Annotated in this window: 15 protein-coding genes; 8 read left to right on the top strand and 7 right to left on the bottom strand. The window is 31.3% G+C overall.

The features are described 5' to 3' along the window. Nucleotides 1–216: 216 nt before the first annotated feature. From HGB55_RS01690 to HGB55_RS01655, 8 genes are all read left to right on the top strand, one after another. Nucleotides 217–1,593 (top strand): glycoside hydrolase family 27 protein, encoded by a 1,377-nt coding sequence (locus tag HGB55_RS01690; protein WP_168814046.1) that lies wholly within the window; start codon nucleotides 217–219, stop codon nucleotides 1,591–1,593. A 25-nt stretch (nucleotides 1,594–1,618) separates the two neighbouring features. Beyond that, the gene (locus tag HGB55_RS01685) at nucleotides 1,619–3,583 is read left to right on the top strand and encodes a glycoside hydrolase family 127 protein (RefSeq protein WP_168814044.1); all 1,965 of its coding nucleotides are present in this window, start codon (nucleotides 1,619–1,621) and stop codon (nucleotides 3,581–3,583) included. A gap of 24 nt (nucleotides 3,584–3,607) precedes the next feature. Beyond that, nucleotides 3,608–5,584 (top strand): alpha-L-arabinofuranosidase C-terminal domain-containing protein, encoded by a 1,977-nt coding sequence (locus HGB55_RS01680; RefSeq protein ID WP_168814042.1) that lies wholly within the window; start codon nucleotides 3,608–3,610, stop codon nucleotides 5,582–5,584. Between the two features lie 166 nt (nucleotides 5,585–5,750). Beyond that, a complete protein-coding gene (locus HGB55_RS01675) occupies nucleotides 5,751–7,421 on the top strand; it encodes a ribulokinase (protein ID WP_168814040.1) in 1,671 nt (556 codons plus the stop codon). Between the two features lie 8 nt (nucleotides 7,422–7,429). Then, nucleotides 7,430–8,131: an L-ribulose-5-phosphate 4-epimerase gene (locus HGB55_RS01670; protein WP_168814038.1), complete on the top strand. Its 702-nt coding sequence runs from the start codon at nucleotides 7,430–7,432 to the stop codon at nucleotides 8,129–8,131. 23 nt (nucleotides 8,132–8,154) lie between these two features. Further along, nucleotides 8,155–9,663, top strand: a complete 1,509-nt coding sequence (gene araA / locus HGB55_RS01665; protein ID WP_168814036.1) for an L-arabinose isomerase — start codon at nucleotides 8,155–8,157, stop codon at nucleotides 9,661–9,663. A 21-nt stretch (nucleotides 9,664–9,684) separates the two neighbouring features. Then, nucleotides 9,685–10,866, top strand: coding sequence for an aldose epimerase family protein (locus HGB55_RS01660; protein ID WP_168814034.1), 1,182 nt, complete (start codon nucleotides 9,685–9,687; stop codon nucleotides 10,864–10,866). 4 nt (nucleotides 10,867–10,870) lie between these two features. Next, on the top strand, nucleotides 10,871–12,490 hold the full coding sequence (locus tag HGB55_RS01655) for a sodium:solute symporter (protein WP_168814032.1): 1,620 nt from the start codon (nucleotides 10,871–10,873) through the stop codon (nucleotides 12,488–12,490). 69 nt (nucleotides 12,491–12,559) lie between these two features. On the opposite strand, the gene HGB55_RS01650 is transcribed toward HGB55_RS01655, so the two are convergent. The 7 genes from HGB55_RS01650 to HGB55_RS01620 all read right to left on the bottom strand — a co-directional run bounded on the left by HGB55_RS01650 (nucleotide 12,560) and on the right by HGB55_RS01620 (nucleotide 24,296). Further along, entirely contained in the window at nucleotides 12,560–14,488 is a 1,929-nt protein-coding gene (locus tag HGB55_RS01650) for a glycoside hydrolase family 97 protein (protein WP_168814030.1), read from the bottom strand. 328 nt (nucleotides 14,489–14,816) lie between these two features. Further along, a complete protein-coding gene (locus HGB55_RS01645) occupies nucleotides 14,817–16,844 on the bottom strand; it encodes a DUF2264 domain-containing protein (RefSeq protein ID WP_168814028.1) in 2,028 nt (675 codons plus the stop codon). 23 nt (nucleotides 16,845–16,867) lie between these two features. After that, nucleotides 16,868–19,042, bottom strand: coding sequence for a family 43 glycosylhydrolase (locus HGB55_RS01640; RefSeq protein WP_168814026.1), 2,175 nt, complete (start codon nucleotides 19,040–19,042; stop codon nucleotides 16,868–16,870). 11 nt (nucleotides 19,043–19,053) lie between these two features. Then, nucleotides 19,054–20,217 carry a glycoside hydrolase family 43 protein gene (locus HGB55_RS01635; protein WP_168814024.1) on the bottom strand — a complete coding sequence of 388 codons (1,164 nt, stop codon included), beginning with the start codon at nucleotides 20,215–20,217 and terminating at the stop codon, nucleotides 19,054–19,056. Between the two features lie 12 nt (nucleotides 20,218–20,229). After that, entirely contained in the window at nucleotides 20,230–22,593 is a 2,364-nt protein-coding gene (locus HGB55_RS01630; protein ID WP_168814022.1) for a beta-galactosidase, read from the bottom strand. Nucleotide 22,594: 1 nt separating this feature from the next. Further along, nucleotides 22,595–23,461: a family 16 glycosylhydrolase gene (locus tag HGB55_RS01625; RefSeq protein WP_168814020.1), complete on the bottom strand. Its 867-nt coding sequence runs from the start codon at nucleotides 23,459–23,461 to the stop codon at nucleotides 22,595–22,597. Nucleotides 23,462–23,597: 136 nt separating this feature from the next. After that, complete coding sequence (locus HGB55_RS01620; RefSeq protein WP_168814018.1) at nucleotides 23,598–24,296, bottom strand: hypothetical protein; 699 nt, start codon at nucleotides 24,294–24,296, stop codon at nucleotides 23,598–23,600. Nucleotides 24,297–24,302: the final 6 nt, after the last annotated feature.

Below are 24,302 nucleotides of genomic sequence, written 5' to 3'. Positions count from 1 at the left end.
TTAAATTATTTTATTAAAAAGTTCATCAAATAAGATTTTAAGTGTTTATGATAAACTTACTGTAAAATTAAAAGTTATGATTCATAAAAATCCAATTCTTAGAATGGTTTTTTTAGTTGTTTTTATTTTAGGAAATCACATTATTTTCTCATTTACATATAACGTTTCTGCAAATTCATTGAGCATTATCAGAATTTAATCAAAAATAAAAACGATATGAAAACCAATAGAGCAATACTATTTTTAGTAATAATTATACTACTAACCTCTTGTACAACTAAAAAAGAAAAAGCACCTTTTAAAAAAGGTGAATTTAAAACATGGGCTAAAACACCACCAATGGGTTGGAACAGTTGGGACTGTTATGGTCCTACGGTTGAAGAACATGAAGTAAAAGCAAATGCCGATTATATGGCAACACATCTAAAAGAATTTGGATGGGAATACATTGTTGTGGACATCCGTTGGTTTGTAGAAAATGATAAAGCAGGCGGTTATAACCAAACAAACCCCCGTTATGTAATAGATGAATATGGACGTTATTTACCGGCTGTAAATCGTTTTCCTTCTGCTAAAGATGGAAAAGGTTTTACAGAATTGGCAAAATATATACATCAAAAAGGGTTGAAATTTGGAATACATATGATGCGAGGCATACCAAAAGTTGCGGTAGAAAATAAATTACCTATTAAGGGAACTAATGGTATTACTGCAGATCAAATATATTCCCCTGAAAATCAATGTGAATGGTTAAAAGACAACTACACAATTGTCGCCGGTAAAGAAGGCGCTCAAGCATATTACAATTCTATTTTTGAATTATATGCGGAATGGGGAGTCGATTTTATTAAAGTAGATGATTTGTCTGCTCCAATTTATCACAAAGATGAAATTGAGTTGATTCGTAAAGCTATAGACCATTGTGGACGTCCCATTGTATTAAGTACATCACCCGGTCCAACACCAATTAATTCTGCAACCCATGTTAGTGAAAATGCAAATATGTGGCGTATGGTAAACGATGTTTGGGATAGTTGGTGGCATATTCAAAATCTTTTTAAAGTGAGTAAAAAATGGTATGCATATAATACTGCAGGTACTTGGCCCGATTGTGATATGATACCTTTAGGAAGACTTTCTATAAGAGGAGAGCGAGGTGCTGACCGCATGAGTAGTTTAACAAAAGAAGAACAATATACCTTAATGACGTTGTTTACTATTTTTAAATCTCCTTTATTTTTTGGAGAAGATTTACCGAGTAATGATGCCTTTACACAATTGCTACTTACTAATAAAGAAGTTCTAAAAATGCATAGTGAGAGTACAGATGTTCGTTTACTATTTCAACAAGAAGGAAAAGTAGCTATCACTTCTAAAAATAAAAATACTGGTGAAACATATCTTTCTTTGTTTAATATTTCTGAAAAAAAATCCTTAGAGATAACCGTGAATTTAGCTGATTTATCACTTGCCAAAAATGTTAAAATAATAAATATGTGGAGTGGTGATGAAATAGGTACCTTTAAAGATTCATTTACCCAAAATATTGGTGCTCACGCTTCTGGATTATATATAATTACTGAATTAAAATGAAATCAATTTATTAGTTTTAATAAACATGAAAAAATATTATATATATAATTTATTTCTGTTATTATTTATCATAGGTTGTCAGCCAAAACCTAAAGAGGTAGATATAACTACAAATGAAACTTCAGGATATGCAATTACTCCTGTAGCTATTAGAAATGTAAAACTTACAGACAAATTTTGGTTGCCGATCATTAAAAAAGTCCAACATAAAACTATTGAATATGCCATTCAAAAATGTGAAGAAGAAGGACGTTTAGATAATTTTCTAATTGCTGGTAAAAAAATGGAAGGTACTGTAAAAGGGCATATGCCTTTTGACGATTCTGATGTCTATAAAATTATAGAAGGAGCATCCAATTCATTAATTAGTGCTCCAAATAAACCGCTAGAAAAATTATTGGATTCTTTAATTGACATTGTTAAAATTGGTCAGGAAGAAGATGGCTATTTAACAACGTGGCGTACTATTAATCCCACACAACCGCCTGCTTCTTGGGTTAAAGTGACTGAAGGAAAAAGATGGGAATATTTAAATATGAGTCATGAGTTGTATAATGCAGGTCATTTATATGAAGCTGCGGCAGTACATTACAAAGCTACCGGTAAAAAAAACTTTTTAGATATTGCTTTAAAAAATGCGGATTTGATGGTGAAAACTTTTGGAGATGGAGAAAATCAAATACACGCAGTTCCCGGACACCAAATTATTGAAACAGGATTAATACAGCTGTATCAAATAACCGCTAATGAAGCTTATTTAAAGTTAGCAAAATACTTTTTGGATTATCGAGGAGATCCTAAAAACCACCAATTATACGGAGCGTATTCTCAAGATCATATTCCGGTAATACAGCAAGATGAAGTTGTGGGCCATGCAGTTAGAGCAGTATATATGTATGCTGCTATGACAGATATTGCTGCTATAGAAAAAGACACATTGTACTTAAATGCAGTAAATAAGTTGTGGAACAATATGGTAGAGAAAAAAATGTATATAACTGGAGGAATTGGAGCTAAGCATGAAGGAGAAGCTTTTGGTGAAAATTATGAACTTCCAAATTTAACAGCATATAATGAAACTTGTGCGGCTATTGGTGATGTATATTGGAATCATCGGTTACATGATTTAACAGGAGATGCAAAATATTTTGATGTGATAGAACGCACTTTGTATAATGGATTGATTTCAGGAATCTCTTTAGACGGAACAAAATTTTTCTACCCAAATGCTTTGGAATCAGATGGTGTTTATAAATTTAATCAAGGAGCTTGTACACGTAAAGATTGGTTTGATTGTTCATGTTGTCCTACAAATTTAATTCGCTTTATTCCTTCAATTCCGGGATTGATATATTCAAAAGCAGAAAGTACTATTTATGTGAATCTTTACGCATCAAATAATGCTTCTATAGCTCTAGAAAATAATACAATTGCTATTTCTCAAACCACCAATTATCCTTGGGAAGGTTACGTTTCAATTACAGTTAATCCTGAAAAAGAATCTGAATTCACTTTAAAGTTAAGAATTCCCGGTTGGACCAGAAATGAGGTGTTGCCAAGTGATTTGTATAGTTATGAAAATAAATCAGAAGAAAAAATTGAGGTAAAAGTTGATGGAGAAATAATGCAAGTTCAACAAAATGAAGTATATATTACAATTGCAAAAAGATGGAAAAAAGGAGAAACAATCACCTTAAATTTCCCAATGGAAGTGAGAAAAGTTTTGTCAAATGAAAAAGTTAAGGATGATAATGGAAAAGTTGCTCTAGAGTATGGCCCTATTGTTTATGCTTTTGAAGAAATAGATAACAAAAATACTTTTGATAGTATTAAAATAAGTGAAGCTGATTTTTTTCAAGTAAAAAAAGAGGATAGTCTTTTAGGAGGTATTAATGTTATTCAAAATAAAACATCAAAAGCCATTCCTTATTATACTTGGTCTAACAGAGGAGTTGGAAAAATGAAAGTTTGGATTGATGTAAAAAAATAATAAAAACTTAATTATATATTAAAAATGAAACGTATTCATAAAACAGTCACAGTTGTTGTATTACTAACTGGCTTTTTTGCTTTCGGGCAACAGAAATTAGAGGTAGATATAGCAAATACTATTACTAAAATTCAACCAACAATGTTTGGAGTTTTTTTTGAAGATATCAATTTTGCTGCTGACGGTGGTTTATATGCTGAAATGATTAAAAACCGCTCTTTTGAGTTTGAAGCTCCATTAATGGGATGGATTCAGCCAAATAGTGATAAACATTCACTTAATAATGAGTCTGGAATAGCAGATATAATTAAATATGGAGGAACAGTTACCAATCATAATTTTTGTAGAGTTACTGTAAAAAACGATAAAGGTTATGTATTGATAAATGAAGGATTTCGGGGAATGGGAATTAAAAAAGAAGCACACTACAATCTTTTTTTAGAAGCAAAGAAACTACAAGGAAATATATCTAAAATTACTATTCAGTTTATTGATAAAGCAGGAAATGTATTAGGAGAAACGAGTATTATTCCAACCTCATCAGATTGGAAAAATTATTCAGCAGAACTTATTGCAACAAAAACAGAAGCTAAAGCACAATTAAAAGTTACTTTTCAAGGAGCGGGACAACTAGATTTAGATATGATTTCTTTATTTCCTCAAGATACTTGGAAAGGAAGAAAAAAAGGATTACGTAAAGATTTAGTACAATTATTATATGATTTAAAACCAGGTTTTTTGCGTTTTCCGGGTGGATGTATTGTTGAAGGAAGAACGCTAGCGAAACGTTACCAATGGAAAAAAACAGTAGGACCTATTGAAGAGAGGGAAATCTTAGTAAATAGATGGAATACAGAGTTTGCACACAAATTAACACCAGATTATTTCCAAAGTTTTGGATTGGGTTTTTTTGAATATTTTCAACTTTCTGAAGATTTAGGAGCAACACCTTTACCAATTTTAAGTTGTGGTATCGCTTGTCAATTTAATACAGGAGAATTAGTTTCTTTGGAAAATTTAGATCCTTATGTGCAGGATGCTTTAGATTTAATAGAATTTGCAAACGGAGCTGTTACTACTCCTTGGGGGAAAATAAGAAATGATATGGGGCATCCAGCACCGTTTAATTTAAAATTTATTGGAGTTGGAAATGAGCAATGGGGCCCTCAATATATTGAACGTTATAAAGTATTTTCAAAAGCAATTAAAGATAAATATCCAAACATAACAATCGTATCAGGAAGCGGTCCGTTTCCAGAAGGTGATTATTTTGATTATGGAATGAAAGAACTTAAAAAATTAAATGCCGAAATTATTGATGAGCATTATTATAAAAATCCTAAATGGTTTCGAGACAATGCAACGCGGTATGATAACTATGATAGAAAAGGGCCAAAAATATTTGCAGGCGAATATGCTGCTCAAAGTGTTGCAATTGCAAGCCCAGATAATAAAAATAATTGGGATTGTGCAGTTTCAGAAGCTGCTTTTATAACCGGATTAGAAAGAAATGCTGAAGTAGTACATTTAACTTCGTATGCGCCTTTAATGGCTCATGAAGAAGGCTGGCAATGGACACCGGACATGATTTGGTTTAATAATTTAGAATCGTATGGAACAGCCAATTATTATGTGCAAAAATTATTTTCAAATAACAAAGGAACCGATTTAATATCTATAACTAAAGAAGGAAAACCTTTGGTGGGACAAGAAAATTTATATGCATCAGCAGTAAAAGATATAATTAAAAAAGAAGTAATTCTAAAATTGGTAAATACATCAGCTGATATTCAAAATATTGAGGTTTCTTTAAAAGGGGAAAAGTTAATGTCTAAAGGAATTGCACAGGTACTTACAAGTGAAAAATTAGCAGATGAAAATTCGTTTGAATTTCCACAAAAAATAAGTCCGATAGAAAGTGAAATTAATTTAAAAAAAGAAAAAGCAAGTACAAGTTTAGCTCCTTATTCTTTGACTGTTTTAAAGTTTAAAATGAAGTGATTTTAAATTTAGAAGTTTACAAATAACGGTTTTAGAAAGTTTTAAATACCTAAGTAGTTGATTTTTGATAAAATAGTATAAATAAATGTAAAATTTATATAAGTGTTTTTTTAACACTTATGAAATAAATGTTTATCTTTATGTAAAATTTAATAAGAATTTTGAAATGAAAAATTATGTTATAGGTTTAGATTATGGTTCAGATTCTGTAAGAGCAGTGTTAATAGATACAGATAATGGAGAAGAATTAGCCTCGAGTATACATTGGTATCAATGTTGGAAAAATAATAAGTACTGTAATCCGGCTATAAATCAATTTCGACAACATCCTTTAGATCATATAGAAGGATTGGAAAATACTATAAAATCAGTTGTAAAAGAAGGAAACATAAGTCCTTCATCCATAAAAGGAATTTGTATTGATACTACAGGATCTTCACCGGTTCCAGTTGCAAAAGATGGAACTCCATTGGCGTTGGTGAAAGGATTTGAAGAAAATCCAAATGCTATGATGGTGTTGTGGAAAGATCATACAGCAATTAATGAAGCTAATGAAATAAATGAACTCGCTACAACTTGGGGAGGAGAGGATTTTACAAAATATGAAGGAGGTATTTATTCTTCGGAATGGTTTTGGGCAAAAATATTGCATGTGATTAGAGAAGATGAAGCAGTTAGAAATACAGCGTATACTTGGATGGAACATTGTGATTTAATGACATATTTGTTGGTTGATACGAAAGATTTAAAATCATTTAAAAGAAGCAGATGTGCAGCAGGACATAAGGCAATGTGGCACAAAGATTGGGATGGACTACCTCCAAAAACATTTTTAAACAAATTACATCCATATTTAGCGGCGCTTAGAGGTCATTTATATGATGAAACCTATACTTCTGATGTAATTGCAGGAAATTTAAATAAAGAATGGGCTATTAAGTTAGGCTTAACAACAGATACTATAATTGCTGTAGGAACTTTTGATGCGCATGCTGGAGCAATTGGAGCTAAAATAGACGAACAAGCTTTGGTTCGTGTTATGGGAACTTCAACGTGTGATATTATGGTAGCCTCTAAAAATATAGTTGGTACTAAAACCGTAAAAGGTATTTGTGGTCAAGTTGATGGCTCTGTAATACCTGGTTATATAGGTTTAGAAGCCGGTCAATCTGCATTTGGAGATTTATTAGCTTGGTTTAAAGATGTACTTTCTTGGCCTATTGATAATTTAGTTTTAACATCGGAGATACTTACTAAACAACAAAAAGAACAATTACAAGAAGAAATAACAGCTAATTTTATTAAAAGGTTAACTGAAGATGCTGAAAAAATTCCACTATCAGAAAGTATTCCAATAGCACTAGATTGGATTAACGGTAGAAGAACTCCAGATGCAAATCAAGAGTTAAAAAGTGCGATGTCAAATTTATCACTAGGAACAAAAGCACCTCATATTTTTAAAGCTTTGGTAAATGCAATTTGCTTTGGTTCTAAAAAAATTGTTGATAGATTTGAAGAAGAAGGTGTTAAAATTAGCAGCGTCATAGGAATTGGAGGAGTGGCTAGAAAATCTACTTTTATCATGCAGACGCTGGCTAATGTTCTAAATATGCCTATTAAAGTAGCTGCATCAGATCAAGCTCCAGCTTTAGGAGCTGCCATTTATGCCGCCGTTGCAGCAGGTATTTATAGCAATGTAATTGAGGCAAGTAAAAAAATGGGAAGTGATTTTGAAGCGGAATATTTTCCGGAAGAAGAAAAAGTTTCTGAGTATGAAAATCTAATGAAATCTTACACAGATTTAAGTGTATTTGTAGAAGAAATAACAAAAAAATAATTGTGATTATGAGTTCTATTTATAAAGAGTTGAAAAGAGAATGTTATGAGGCCAATATGCAGTTAAATGCGTTAAACCTTGTGGTATATACTTTTGGAAATGTGAGTGCTGTGGATAGAGATAAAGGTGTTTTTGCGATTAAACCAAGTGGTGTTCCTTATGAACTTTTAAAGCCTGAAGATATGGTTATTTTAGATTATGATAATACCATTATTGATGGTACAATGCGTCCATCATCAGATACAAAAACACATGCGTATTTGTATAAAAAATGGGGAGATATAGGCGGAGTAGCGCATACACATGCAACGTATTCCGTTTCTTGGGCACAATCACAATTAGATATTCCAATTTTTGGAACTACACATGCAGATCACTTAACAGTAGATATTCCCTGTGCACCGCCAATGAGTGATGAGCTTATCAAAGGAAATTATGAGCATAATACAGGGATTCAAATCTTGGATTGTTTTAAAGAAAAAGGACTTTCTTATAAAGAAGTTGAAATGATTTTGATTGGAAATCACGGTCCTTTTACTTGGGGAAAAGATGCAGCAAAAGCAGTCTATAACAGTAAAGTATTAGAAGTGATTGCGGAGATGGCTTATTTAACATTACAAATAAACCCAAATGCATCGCGATTAAAAGATTCATTAATAAAAAAACATTACGATCGTAAGCACGGTAAAAATGCCTATTACGGTCAATAAAAAATAATAAAAAATTAAAATTCATGATTGATATATCTAAAAAGAAAGTTTGGTTTGTTACTGGAAGTCAGCATTTATATGGTGATGAAATATTTAAACAAATAATAGAAAATTCAGAAAAAATTGTAAAAGGGTTAAATGACTCTCCACACATACCTGTAAAAATTGTTTATAAAGCATTAGTAACAACTCCTAATCAAATAACTGATGTTTGTTTAGAAGCTAATACAGATAAAAAATGTGTTGGTGTTGTAGTATGGATGCATACTTTTTCTCCGGCTAAAATGTGGATTTCTGGTTTGAGTAAATTAAATAAACCAATTTGTCATTTACATACACAATTTAATGCCAAAATTCCTTGGGATTCTATGGATATGGACTTTATGAACTTAAATCAATCTGCTCACGGAGATAGAGAATTTGGTTTTATGATGTCGCGGATGCGTAAAAAACGCAAAATAGTTGTAGGACATTGGGAAGAAGAGCGTGTTCAAAAGAAGTTAGGAATTTGGACAAGAGTGGTGCTTGGTTGGGATGAACTTCAAAACTTAAAGGTTGCAAGAATTGGTGATAATATGCGTGAAGTTGCTGTTACAGAAGGTGATAAAGTGGAAGCTCAAATGCGTTTTGGATTTTCGGTAAACGGGTTTGATACTTCAGACATTATTAAGAATATGAATAAAGTTTCTGAAAAGGATATATCTAATTTATTAAACGAGTATGAAACTTCTTATAATTTAATGGATTCTTTAAAAAAAGGAGGAGCTCAAAGAGAATCTTTAGTTGAAGCCGCTAAAATAGAATTAGGATTACGTGCTTTTTTAGATGGAGGTGGATTTAAAGCCTTTACAGATACATTTGAAAATTTAGGAGTGTTAAAACAATTGCCTGGTATTGCTGTTCAACGTTTAATGTCTGATGGTTATGGTTTTGGTGCAGAAGGAGATTGGAAAACTGCAGCAATGTTACGTGCTATGAAAGTGATGACGTATGGACTTGAAGGAGGAACTTCTTTTATGGAAGATTATACGTATCATTTTACACCTGAAAAATCGTATGTATTAGGGTCTCATATGCTTGAAATTTGCCCGTCAATTGCTGATGCTAAGCCATCTTGTGAAATTCATCCTTTGGGAATTGGTGGGAAAGAAGATCCTGTACGTTTGGTATTTAATTCGTCGGCAGGGGATGCTATTAATGTTTCTTTAGTGGATATGGGCAATAGATTTAGATTGATTGTAAATGAGGTGGAGGCAGTAAAACCAATGGAAGAGTTACCAAAATTACCTGTTGCACGAGTTTTGTGGGATTGTAAACCAAACTTAGAAGTGGCAATAACTTCTTGGATATTGGCAGGAGGAGCGCATCATACAGTATATAGCCAAGCGTTAACAACTGAATTTATGGAAGATTTTGCTGATATCTCAGGAATTGAGTTATTGGTTATTGATGATAAAACAACCATAAGAGATTTTAAAGATAAAATCAATTCTAATGAAGCTTATTATCATTTATTTCAGCATAGGATGTAACCAACTATTAAAATAATAATTATGAAAGTATTTAAACGATTTTTTTATGGTTTTGCCATAATCGGTTTAGTTTGCCTAAATATTCAATGTAAAAGCGAAAAAAAGAAGGGAGAAGCCGTAATTATACCTGAAGAAAAAGCAACTGTAACTATTTCAAAAGAAGCTTTTGGAACTACTCCGGAAGGGGAAAATGTTGATTTGTACACGCTTAAAAATCAAAAAGGAATTGAAATTAAGATAATGACCTATGGAGGTATTATTACTTCATTAAAAGTTCCCAATAAAAATAACATATCAGAAGATGTTGTTTTAGGATTTGACTCATTAGCTCAATACACTAAAAACAACCCTTATTTTGGAGCGTTAATCGGTAGATACGGTAATCGGATTGCCAAAGGTAAATTTACGTTAGACGGTGTTGAATATAAATTAGCAACTAACGATGGACCAAATCATTTACACGGAGGTGTAAAAGGTTTTGATAAAGTAGTTTGGAATGCTACTGAAGTACTCGGAGATAGTATTGCTTCCTTAAAACTTTCATATATGAGTAAAGATATGGAAGAAGGGTATCCTGGAAATTTAAATGTAGATGTAACCTATACTTTAACCAATGATAACATTTTAGACGTAGCTTACGAGACAACAACAGATAAAAAAACAATCATAAATCTTACACAACATTCTTATTTTAATTTATCAGGAGATTTTACAAAAACAATCTTAGATAACGAAATTACAATTAATGCCGATAAATTTATTCCGGTAGATGAAACGCTTATTCCAACAGGAGAACTTAAAGATGTAACTAATACGCCTTTTGATTTTAGGGAAGGAAAAGTTATAGGAAAAGATATTGAATTAGAAGATATACAATTAAAAAGAGGTGGTGGTTACGACCATTGTTGGGTTTTAAATAATCCAAATAAAGGAGTTAGGTTAGCAGCAACAGTTTATCATCAAGAAAGCGGACGATTGCTTGAAATTTTTTCGGATGAACCTGGGATACAGTTTTATTCCGGAAACTTTTTAAATAGCACATTTCCTAAAAAAGGAGGAGGTGTAACCGTTTACAGATCTGGTTTATGTTTAGAAACTCAACATTATCCTGATTCTCCAAATCAAAAAGATTTTCCTTCAGTAATATTAAAACCAGGAGAAAAATATAGTTCAAAAACATCATTTAAATTTTCTGTAAAGTAATAGTATGAAAACATTAGACACGTTAGATTGGGTATCCATAGGGATTTATTTCTTGGTATTAATAGGGATTGTTATTTGGGTAGTAAGAAAAAAACAGGCGAATACTGAAGATTATTTTTTAGCAGGAAGAAATGTTGGATGGTTTGTAGTTGGAGCATCAATTTTTGCTTCAAATATAGGTTCTGAGCACGTGGTTGGATTGGCAGGAGCCGGAGCAGGGAATAAATTGCCAATGCTTATTTATGAAATACAAGCATGGGTTGTACTCCTTTTGGGTTGGGTATTTTTGCCCTTTTACGCTCGAAGTGGAGTATTTACAATGCCCGAATTTCTTGAAAAAAGGTTTGATTCCAGATCTCGTTGGATACTTTCAGTATTTTCTATTATAGCTTATGTGCTCACTAAAATTTCAGTAACAATTTATGCAGGAGGTATAGTAGTATCCGCATTATTAGGTATAGATTTTTGGACAGGAGCAATTGCGACAGTTATTTTAACAGGAATTTATACAGTTTTAGGAGGTATGAGAGCTGTAGTTTATACCGAAACTTTACAAGCAATCATATTAGTTTTAGGGGCAGGGGCATTGACTTTTATAGGTTTACATCACGTTGGAGGGTGGGAAAGTATGAAAGAAACAGTAACTCCCGAATATTTAAATATGTGGCGTTCAGCTTCAGATCCTGATTTTCCTTGGCCGGCTTTATTTATTACAAGTACCATAGTTGGTGTTTGGTATTGGTGCACAGATCAATACATTGTACAGCGTACATTAACGGCAAAAAATATTAAAGAGGGTAGAAGAGGTACTATTTTTGGAGCTTTATTAAAATTACTTCCGGTATTCTTATTTTTAATTCCGGGTGTAATCGCACTTACCTTAAAAATGCGAGGTGAATTACAATATGATACTCCTGATCAGGCATTTCCTGTTTTAATGAGTAACTTATTACCTTCGGGTTTACGTGGTTTAGTAGCCGCAGGCTTATTGGCAGCATTAATGAGTTCTTTAGCTTCCGTATTTAATTCTGTTTCTACTTTATTTACAGTTGATATTTATAAGAAATTAAAACCAAAAACTCCTGAAAAGAAATTGGTTAGAACCGGCAAAATTGCAACTGTTATTGTGGTGATAATTGGTATTTTATGGATTCCGATTATGGCCAATATATCGGGTGTTTTATATGAATATTTACAAAAAGTACAATCATATATTGCTCCTCCAATTACTGCTGTTTTCTTGTTAGGAATATTTCATAAACGTATTAATGCACAAGGAGCTTACGTAACATTAGTAGCTGGTTTTATTGTCGCAGCTTTAAGAATTGTACTTGAATTGGTTAAAGGGTCTTTAAATACGAATAGTTTATTATTTAGGTTAGGTGATATGAACTTCCTTTCTTTTGGAGCATGGTTTTTCTTATTTTGTATTATTTTAATAGTTGTTGTTAGTTTATTAACTAAAGCTCCGACAGAAGAGAAAGTTGAAAACTTAACATTTAATACAATAACAGAAGAAGAAAAAGCGAATAATAAAAGTAGTTATGGTTGGATAGATGTTGTTGCTTCTGTATTAATTGTTTTAGTCGTAATTGGAGTTATGATTTTCTTTAATGGAAAATAATTTTTTTTGAATTTTGTTAATAAAAAGAGGGAGTTAATCATCCCTCTTTTTTATTTGAAAGAGTATTTATTATATTTTTATAATAAATCCACCATAAGGTATAAATTTAACTGTTAATATAGATTTATCAGTTAAAGAAATAGAGTCTTTTTTAAACCCCAATTGATCTTCATCAGTAATAATATAACCATGGTTTTTTGAAATAAATGATAAATCAATTTCAAATTCTTTATCAATATTTTCTCCATTTATACCCACTATATACCAAGTATCTCCTTTTCTTCTGGCTATAATTACATCTTTTCCAGGAAAACCATTGATGAATTTTGATTCATCCCAATTAGTTGGTATATCTTTTAAATAGTTTATTACATATTCAGGCTGTTTGGCCATACCTTCAGGAATTTCGGCAATATGTTGGATACCAGATAAAAATAATACGGGTAGCGCCAACTCAAAAGAAGGTGTAGTTCTTCGATGTATATTTGGAATTGAATCTAAAACCATTGGAGTAAAATCCATAGGATCAAATACATTTCTTGTAAATGGTAACATTGCACAATGGCTCGGTTGTAAATCTGCAGTTTCTTGGCTGAAAGTGATAAATTCTTCTCCTTTAATAGCTTCAGTAGTCATTAAATTAGGATACGTTCGTTGCCAACCTCTTGGTAAAGTTGCTCCATGAAAATTAACTAATAATTTTTGTTTTGCAGCATCTTTTAAAATATTATGATAGTAAGCAATCATTGATTGACCATCTCCTCCAAAAAAATCAACTTTTATACCAGCAATACCCATGTTGTTGAGTTTTGTAAACTCAGCAACTCTATCGTTATGTGTTAATAATTTACTTTTTGGGTGGTATGGAGTCGTGTTCCAGGATCCGGAAGAATTATACCAAAGTAATAATTTTACGTTTTTAGTGGTTGCATATTTAGCTAATTCTTTTATTTTATTATCACCTATTCTAGTATCCCAATCGGCATCAATTAAACAGTAAGGCCAGTTCATTTGCGAAGCATAATCAATAAATTTTAAAGATGTCTCATAGTTGGTAAATTCATCTTTTAATAAAACCCAGCTCCAAGAACTTAAACCACTTTTAATAAATGAAGTATCCATATCAATAGCTTTATCAGCTAAATCTGTTCCTAAAGTACTTTCTGTAATGGTATTTAAACTTCCAATTGTAATAATTCTCCAAGGGGTATACCAAGGCAATTCAGATTGTGGATTTAAAGCTCCGTTTGGAAAAATTTCTTCTTTCTGAGGAAATGTTACTTGTAATGAATTAACAGATTCATTGTACATTAATCTACTACCACAGTAATTTTCTTGTAAACCAGTTTCAGTAATTAAAACCCAGATATCATTTGTGTTAAATAAAGCAGGATATACCCAACCTTCTCCAATTGGAGATTTAGCACTTACAGGAACATTCATTGAATAATGTTCTTCATAAGAAGGGTTTGTGCTTTCCCAGCCAGTTTTTGCTTTAGACATGGGTTGTAACCAGGCTTTTGTATTTATATCAAAACTATACGTTGTTTTTTCTTCAACTATTTTTTTTATTTCAGAAGTTGATTCAGGAAAATAGTATCTTAGAGCAATTCCATCATTTGATAATTGAAAAATAATATCTATTAGATTTCCACCTTCATTTTCTAAATGAACAGTATATTGGTTTGCTGAATATGTAATATCTTTTTGCTTTCCTTGAAGTATTGAATATGAATCTTTGATTAATTTGGGTTCAGAAATATTTATAATTTTTAAATTAGAATAAAAATTTGCATCTTCTCTAATGATTCCTAATTGTGATGAATCTAAAACTATTTTATTGTTATAAATTACTTTATAATAAGGTGTTTTAAGGCTATTTAAATTGAACTCAACCTTAATTGTTTTTTCAATGTTTTCAAAAGTATAATTTTGATTTTCTTTTTTACATGAATTAATTAATATAAATATTATACTAATATAGAGTAGATTTTTCATAATTAAGTGTTTTAAAGACACTTACAAAAATACTATAATTTAATTATTCAACTATTATTGTTTTAAATATTTTTTAATTTTTATTAGTATAATTAAGCACAGATCTTTTATCTAATTTATTTAAAATTTTACAAGAAACTTGTATAATAGTTTTATTGAAAAGATAGAATTTAGATACTAAAAAAAATTAAATATAATAATGCAAATTGAAGATGATTTTAAGTTTTGTTAATCAGTTGATTAATTAATTTCTATTTTTTTAATTCTGTTTTTATTTTCTGGTATAATATGTAATTTCTCATTGTTTATATCTTCTTGAGTAGTGTTTTTAATCATATTTTACAACTTTAGTATCTCCATTTATCATTGTAACAGTTACACTATTTGTTTCTTTTGAATAGTTCATTTTTTTGATAGGTAATAGCTCTTTTTTACTCCATTTTTCACCTGATTTTTTCCATAACATTAGTGTAGCATATATGTTATTTTCTAAGTTAGGGTTAAAATTAGCACTCACATTTATTACAGAACTTTCTTCACTTGATGGATTTAAACCTTTACTTTTAACAACTTCTGTTTTAGTCCAACCTAAAAGAGGTACCATTGCCAATTGATATTTTCCGTTGTCGATAATTGTAACTTCATATCCTTTTACTTTTGTGATAGTAGTTTTAATTTCTCCATCCAATTTTGGTAAAGCATAATGTCCTAATCGCATTGGAATTACTTCTGTACTTATATTTTTGTCAACTCTTAAAATACCATTTGCTAAAGGAATATCAGCAAGGTTTAATTTAATGTTTTCATTGGTTTCAAGAACCACATTACGGTAATAGATACCATCTTCAAATTTTTTAAAAGTATATAATCTTAATGCCTCCCATTCTTGTTTTTTGTTTTTTAACACATAGTTCATTGCAACTTCACCATTAGCACCATCAGCTTGCCAAAGAAAAGCACTATTGTATGATAATCTATTATAGTTTTCAGTTGATCTGAATTTTTGCCAGTCATCTTTTACTTTTTCATGACACCATGCTCTTATTTCTGAAGCTCCAATATTTGGATAATCTGTAATTAAAATTTCAGATCCTTTTTGAAATTTAGTATATACTTCGTCTTTTTCAAATTCTTTGTCCCAAGCACCTTTATTTTCTGTAGCAGTCCAAAAAGGATTATCATCCGGAACCAGTAAGCCTAAAAATGCTTTACCCATCCAATAAACACTACCTCTACAACTATAAATTTGTACCGCAGGTTCAAAAGCACCGTAAAACCCTAAAGTTGGCACATTGTCTTTCATAAAATCAGGATGTTGTAAAAATTGTTTGAGTACACCTGATGAAATTCGTCTCATCCATCCATAATTTGTGTCTGTATCATTTTCAAATCCCATAAGAGGAAAAGGAATTATTGCACCAATTCTATAACTAATACTACGTCCCCACATAATCATTTCTCCATTTTTGCTGAACATGTATGGGTAATTGTGTTTTAAATCTTTAAAATTCTTTTTAAATTTTGTGGCATATTCCGGATAATATTCTTTTCCAAAATACTCTGACCATATCATACCATACATTTGAAAAGCCCACATACTGTAATAATCATAAGCTGGAGCGTCGTTATACCATCCATCTCCTCTGTAATGCTCTAATGATTTTTGTAAATATTCTTCCAGTAATTTTTCATTAACAGGATATCCTTGATCTTTAAAAAAACTCAATACAAAAATGTTAAAAAATTTCCAGTTAGAATCCACAGTAGGACCATCTCCATAACTTAACATTGTTTTTGCCAAAGCATCTTTTTGTGATTGTGACAATGGATCCCATAGTATTTTTGAGTTGGTTAGTAGTGAGAGTGCTAAAGCACCAAATTCTACTAAATTTTGACTCGGACCTGCGTTTTTTGGTCGTGGTACAATATAAGATTCACTATTTGGGTCAATTAATTTAACAATTTGATATCTATAATAATCGGCAACTTTTATATTGTTGACAACCAAACTAGGATTTTCTTTTAAAAGAGGAGATGCAATAAACAACGTTCTACAGAGTCCTTCTAATTTTTCGGTAGGAACTTGACTTTCACTGGTAGGATAACTTTTCCCCGGTTGTTTAGGGAATTTCATAGGATCGTCAAGAGTATTAATATAACTAAAAGCACCTTCTAATAAATAAAGAGCAGCATCTCTCCAATGCTGTTTAGTCATACCGGTATAAGGACTTAATTCATAGTCAGGATTTACAATGTTAAAGATATTGTTGTTCGCTATTTTTTGAGGGATTTCTTGTTGTGAAAATACTGGAGAAAGTAACAGTATTGATAAAATTAATGAACTTATTGTTTTCATAATGATAATTTTAGACAACTATTTTAATTTGATATTTCAGTTTTAATCCCTTTTAATGTTGGTTTCACAGGTTTTATACTGTTATCAATATTAAATTCCAATACATCAATACAAACTTCTCTATGATATCCGGCTGAATCACCCTTGTTAATTCCGTTTGGTCTGTTAAAACGATGATATACAATGTACCATTCATCACTATTTAAAATTTGAATTACACTATTGTGTCCTGTTCCATAAATACCTAGTTCAGGGTTTTTAGATAAAATTAAGTTATTTTTAGGAATTGTTAATTTCCCTGTTGGAGAACTTGAGGTAGCATATCGTACTTGATAATTTGGACTTCGTGTATCATTTTCAGACCATAAAAAATAGTACTTTCCGTTTCTATAAAATACTTCAGTACCTTCTCTAAAAGTAGCGTCAGGAGTCATTACTTTTATAGTATTTTCTTTTATTGAAATCATATCATCATTTAATTCAGCGCAAGCTAAATATCCATTTCCCCAGTATAAATAACTTTTGTTTGTAACAGGATCTGTAAATACATCAGGATCTATTTCTTGTCCGCCAATTACACCCTTAGGCTTTTTTGAAATTAATGGTTTACCGGAATCTACAAAAGGTCCTGTTGGATTATCTGAAACTGCAACTCCAATTTTTTGTGCAGCAGTAAAATAATAGAAATACTTATAAGTCTCATTTACTTTTTTTTCAGTTATTGTTGGAGCCCAAGCATTACGATTTGCCCATTTAACATCTTTTTTTAAATCTAAAATAGTACCTTCATCATTCCAATTTACCAAATCTGTTGATGAAAATGTTTTAAAATAAGTTCCAGACCAATTAGTAAATCCATCGGTAGTTGGATATAAATAATATTTTTTCGTTTTATTTGAAAATATTATTTCAGGGTCTGCATAATAACCATCTAAAACAGGATTATGATCTATATTAACGGTTACTTGATATGTTTTGGTTTCTTTATTTTTGATTGTAAAGGTGTAATTTACACTTTCTTTAGAAAAGTTTTGGGGTGTTGTAGGAGAGGAGGTAACCCCAGAAAACAATTTAAAATTAGGATTGAAATTAGTGATATCAGTTCCTTGTTTTGCAGGAATATAGATGGTTTTGTTTTCATCATCTATGATTACATTATTTTTTTTAATTTCTTCTGAATTGAACGATAGGAATACATTTTTATTAATAGTTCCCCATTTTTTAATAAGAGCCTCGGTTTCTTTTTTTGTTATTGGGATTACGGTTCCATGTCTCGGATGAAAATTCATTGAAATTTCATCATCAACTACTGAAAAGTTTAATAAATCGGTGCTTTTTGTAAATTGATATTTTCCTTTCATATACATATCGTACATCAAAATATAGGTGTCCGAATCTATTATTTTAAAAATACCGGAGCCTTCAACAGCTTCATCGGTTTGATCCATGTATCCATCAACTTGTACATAGCCTTCTGTTAATTTATCAGAAACAGCTTTCATAATGCCTTTTTTATTTTCATCTTCATTTTTAAAAAAAAGATGATATTTTCCATTATTATAAATAATATCTCCATCTATACAAGCACTGTTGGTAGGGCTATAAAATAATTGTTTTGGAGTTGTTTCTAAAGCAGTAAAATCTTTATTAGCATATGCATAATATATTTTATCAGGTTCGTCACCTGTTTTCATAGACCAGTACACCATATATTTTTTGCTTTGGGAATCGTAAATTGTTTGTGGAGCCCAAACGCGGTGTACTTTTCCAAATTCCTTAGGAAAAGTATTTGGAACGTTTATTTTAGTAGATGACCAATTAATTAAATCTGTAGATTTCATTAAAATCATGGCATAATTAGACCAACCATCTTTTGGAACATAAAGGTCTGTTACTACCATATAAAATGTTTTACCATCTTGTCCTCTTAAAATATGTGGATCACGAACTCCTCCAGATGTACTTATCTCTTTCGAATTAATAATTGGCTCATTGTTATTTAAGGCATAATAATTAAATCCATCGTTACTTAATGCATAATGAATTGATTCTTCTCCCGGCCCATTTCCTACAAAATAGGTAAATAAATAGGAATCATATTCATTTACAATATCAGATTTTGTTTTACATCCAAATAAACTTATTGTTAAAAAATAAACTGCCAAAAGTTTAAAAAGAGATTTTTTTTGTTTCTTCATATTAAAAAAAATCATTTATCAAAGAAAGTTAAATCCCATTTGTCGTGCCATTTTAAAATAGGTTTTCCATCAATAACTTTAATAGGCAGCCAAATATACCTTCCATCTATAGGGTTTTTTGGTTTCCAACGGTCTGCCATAAATATAAAAGCATCTTTTTTTCCTTGTACCGGTAAAATATATGTGCTTTGTGAATTAAATGTTAAATCGGCATCCTTGCCTATGCATGGGTTTCCTAAAGATTCCCAAGGCCCCCAAATAGAGGATGATTTAAAAGAACGTGCAGCATTTGGATCCCATCCTGTACATCCTGAGGTAATCATATAGTAAACACTATCTTGTTTAAAAATAGCAGGGGCTTCATTATGTCCTGCTGGGGCAACAGTTATCCATTTATCTGTAAAATCTAAATAATCATCGGTTAGTTCTGAAATATGGAGCGTAAGATTTTCTTCTGAAGCGTGGATGTGGTAAGCTTTTCCGTCATCATCAACAAAAATAGTCATATCTCTAGCCATTTGTCCTTTTTCAAAATCTCTTTTAACAAAAGCACCTTCTTCTACACTTTTATACCATTCTTTAGTCCACCATTTATTAGAAATAGTATCTTTTTCAGATGTTTTTTTCCATTCTTCTTTAAAATTCATCGGCCAAACTCCTACATTAGGGCGATATGATTTTAGATATTCAAAAGGGCCTGTAGGTGAATCGCTTATAGCAACACCTGTTCTGGCTGCGTTATAACCTTGTCCTTTTAGTTCTAAATGAAACCACATAACAAATTTCTTTGTTTTTTCATTAAATACTACTTTGGGACGTTCTATAACACATCCTTTTGTGATTTCAGAAATAGAATCTTCTACAACTTTTAAAGCTATTCCTTCATTTTTCCAATTGTAAAGGTCTGTTGAAGAATAACATCTTACACCAAATAAAGCAGTATTGCCTTCTCTACCTGATACTTTGTGTTCTCCAAACCAGTAGTATGTATTATTATAAAACATAATTCCTCCACCATGAGCGTTTATATGTAGACTGTCTGTATCCATCCATTTTTCACCAGAAATAAAAGATGCATTTACTTTTTTTGTTTCTTTTTTTGTGTTACAGTTTACAAAAAGAATGCAGACACATAATGTATATAATAATAGTCTAATTGAAGTTTGTTTTTTCATTTTAATAGTATTTTAGTAAGGTTTTTTTATAATATCATTACCAATAAAAATTTGATAATCTTTTATTTTTCCAGCACTGGTATTGCCAGATTTAGGTACATATCTAAAGCTTGAAATATCTTCATTTTTTCCTAAATCAATTATAAAATAATGAGGATAATCAGCTTTGTTGCTACTCCATTTAGATTGCCAATAATTAAATGTTTGTCCGTCAATTGCATTTTCAGCACTACCATTTTCTTTAAAAAGCTCTTCACTGCTTACATATGCTACAGTCCAATTTTGATGGCTGATAGGTTTGTTTTCTGCATTGTAAATATCCATTTCTGCTATAGCGGCTAAAGGTTGTTTATCAAAAGAACTAAGTGCTTCTATACAAAAGAAGCGTCCTTTTGTTATTTTTGAAAATTGAATGGTTTGCATTTTGTCTTCATTTAAAAATTGTCCTTTATGGGTTGGTGTAAGTTTATCTATATTTAATTTTACTATAGGGCGAATAGCCTTCGAAAAATCTTTGTTAGGCTGTAAATCATTCAATATTGGTTTGTCTAAACCTTTTAAAACAGTATCTTCAGGTCCAATTAAATCTAATATAAATACTTCGTTTTTACCTTTTTTTAACCAAGGTCCGGGAACATACATCGTTTGTGTAGGGCCAATATTCCAATAACGTCCAAGGCAATGTCCATTAATCCATACAACACCTTTTCCCCAGGTACTAACATCAAGAAAAATATCTCCAATTTTATCGAGTGTTATTTCACCATTCCAAATACCGGGACTGGTTTTGGTAGTATTTGTGCTTTCATATTTTAAATTTTCCAACATTTCATCTTCATAGGCAATGTTAAAAATTTGCCATTCTTTAGGTTGAAGCGATGTTTTGTTTTTGACTAAAAATTGAATAGGAGCAATCAGACCTTTTCTGTCATGTATTTCTGGTCCAAAGTTTATCCTTCCCATAGCGTGTACTAATATATCAATGGTAGTTTTCTTATCTCTTTTTGGAATTAAAATCTCAAAATTTCGTTTTCTCCTATCCATTACACCTATTTTTTTGCCATCAACAAAAACCCAAGCAAAATCATGTACTGCCTCTACTTTTAATAAGCTTTCGTCTCCGGCTTCTAATGTTGTTCTATATAAAATAGTTCCTCTTGCCTGATCGTAATATTCCATTGTTTTAGGATTGTTTGTTACAATTGGTGTTGGAAGATTATTAAAAAGAGGAGCAAAATTGGTTAATTTTACAGATGGGAATGTAATTGTTGGATTTGCTTTAGGAGGTTCCGGTAGCTCAGATTCTCCGGGCATTAAGTTTTTAGATATTAGCTCTCTTGTTTTGGTAAACTTTTCTGTAATCCAACCGGCTTCACTTACAGGAGCACCATAGTCATAACTTGAAACATCTGATTTAAAAGGTCTGTCTGCACCTGCCCAAAAGCCGAATGTTGTTCCTCCGTGTGCCATATAAATACTAAAGGAAGCATCATTTTGGAGCATATATTCCATATCTTTTAAATATTGATCTATATTACCAGAGTTATGAGGTGTACCCCAAGTATCAAACCAGCCCGAATAAAACTCGCCACACATTAGTGGCCCTTGCGGAAGAATTTCTCGTAATGTTTTAAATGCTTCTTCTGGATTGGATCCAAAATTAACTACAGGAAAAAGATCTTTACGAAACCCTTTTTTTAAGTGATATGTTGGGTTGCAAGAAAAAAGAGGGACATTAAAGCCTGCATCCACAATGGCGTTTTTTATAATTCCCATATACTCGGCATCATCAGCATAAAATCCATATTCATTTTCTACTTGTACCATAATTATGGGACCTCCATTTGTAATTTGCAAAGGAGCTAAAACTTTACCAACTTCATTTAAGTAGTTTTGAGAAGCTTTTATATATAAAGGATCTTTTGTGCGCAGTTTTATATTATCGTTTTTTAATAGCCACCAAGGTAAACCTCCCATTTCCCATTCTGCACACGTATAGGGTCCGGGGCGTAAAATTACCCACATACCTTCTTCTTGAGCAATTTTGCAAAATTGGGCAATATCTGCTTGTCCTTCCCATGTATATTCTCCGGGTGTACGCTCGTGAAAATTCCAAAATAAGTAGGCGCAAACGGTATTCATACCTAAAGATTTTATCATTTGGATTCGGTGTCTCCAGTATTCTTTTGGAACACGGGTAAAATGCATTTCTCCACAACGAATTTGATAAGGAATACTGTCTAATAAAAAATGTTCATTACCAATCTCAAAAGTATGTTTGGTTTGAGGTTTTTGACAAGAGGTGATTAATAATAGGGAGAATAGAATAGTTCCAATCAGGAACTTTAATAATTGCTTAGGCTTTAGAGGTTTCATTTTAATTCTGTTTTTTTTGATATACTCTTATATAATCAATCAAAAATTCTGCAGGCAAACTATCTTTTGTTAGATCTCCACCATTCATTCCACCAACTGCCAAATTAATTAATAGATAATGAGGCTGATGAAAAGGGTTTTTGTTATTGGTACCATTATAAGTAGTTGTTAAATCTACATCATTTATTAATTGATTGTCTACAAATAATTTTATTGAATTTTCATCCCAATCCATTCTCCATAGGTGAAATTGATTAGCCCAATCTTCTTTAAAATTACTTAATTTAACAGTTTCTGAATCCCAGACTGGTGTCCATTTTTTTTCTGACTCCCAAGCGATATTTGCTAAAATTTCCCCTTTATAATATTCCATAATATCAATTTCACCATTGGCTGGCCAATTACTTTCTAATCCTAAAGTCCAAAATGCAGGCCACATACCTTTTCCTGTTGGTATTTTAGCTCTCATTTCAAAACGTCCGTACTGCCAAGAATGTTTTCCTTTGGTAATTAAGCAACTTGAAGTGATTTTTATGGAATCTCTGTTTTTACGCCAATTTTTGTCATCGTATGATGTGAAAACGGGATTTTTTTTAACCTCTTTTTTTGCTTCAATTATAAGATTTCCATCTTTACAAAAGGCATTGTTTTTTTGATACCATTGTTCTTCTTGATTTCTTACAAAACCTAGTTCATAATCCCAATTATTTTGATTTGGAATACCATCAATATTAAATTCATCACTCCATATTAAATGATAATCATCTATTTTGTGGATAATATGCTTTTTAGAAGCACAGCCATAACTAATTAATAAAAAAAGAAAACAAGCTAAAAAACATATATTTAATAAGAATTTTTTTTTCATAATTATACTTTAAATTAATTGTTTAGAATTAAAAATCTCTTAAACCATTTTTGGTTAGTAACTTAAAGCATTTTTGATGACACTATAAAATGCTTGTGAAATATCAAAAGTATAAAGTCAGCTATATGTTTTAAATTTACTTTTTTGTAAAACTCCATATTTGACCTACGGTTCTGCCTCCATTACCATCTTTAGCTATTATTTTCCAGAAATATTCTCCAGTAATTGTTAAATCTGCATTGTATTCACTTTCCGATATATCGCTTGCTATTTTGTCTAAAGATGTATTATCATTACCAAAATAAATATCGTAAACAAGACTATCACCATCAGCATCTTGGGCAGACCATTTCAACAATATGGAATTGTCTGTTTGTTCTGAATTCAATTCTGGATACACTAGCACAGGAGCAAACGGTATATGGTTTATAACACCAGTTCCTTCTGTATAAAAATTAAAAACTTCTGAATAATCACTTGTAGCATCTTTAGTGTCTTTGGCTCTTATTCTCCAGTAGTACAGTTGCCCTTTTTCTAATGTGATTTGATTACTGGTAGCTATGGTAGTAAAGGAGTTCAACCCTTGAGTAAAATCAATATCGGTAGCAATTTGCACCTCATAGATTGGCACGTTTCCCTCATCATCAGTTGAGGATTCCCATTCAAAATTGATAGCATTCTCAATACATACCAAATTGTTGGTAGGGTAAATCATAACCGGTATACTAGGTGCTGTATTTACAATTGGTTCTGGTGGATCTATTCCATCATCATCATTGTTACAAGAAACCAATAATATATTAATACATAAAGTTAATAAGAATATTTTTTTCATTTTAAA

This window comes from Lutibacter sp. B1 (assembly GCF_012524075.1).
In the GTDB taxonomy this organism is placed as follows: Bacteria; Bacteroidota; Bacteroidia; order Flavobacteriales; family Flavobacteriaceae; genus Lutibacter.
Note: the sequence above shows the minus strand (reverse complement) of the source record. Positions and strands in the feature narration are given on the sequence as shown.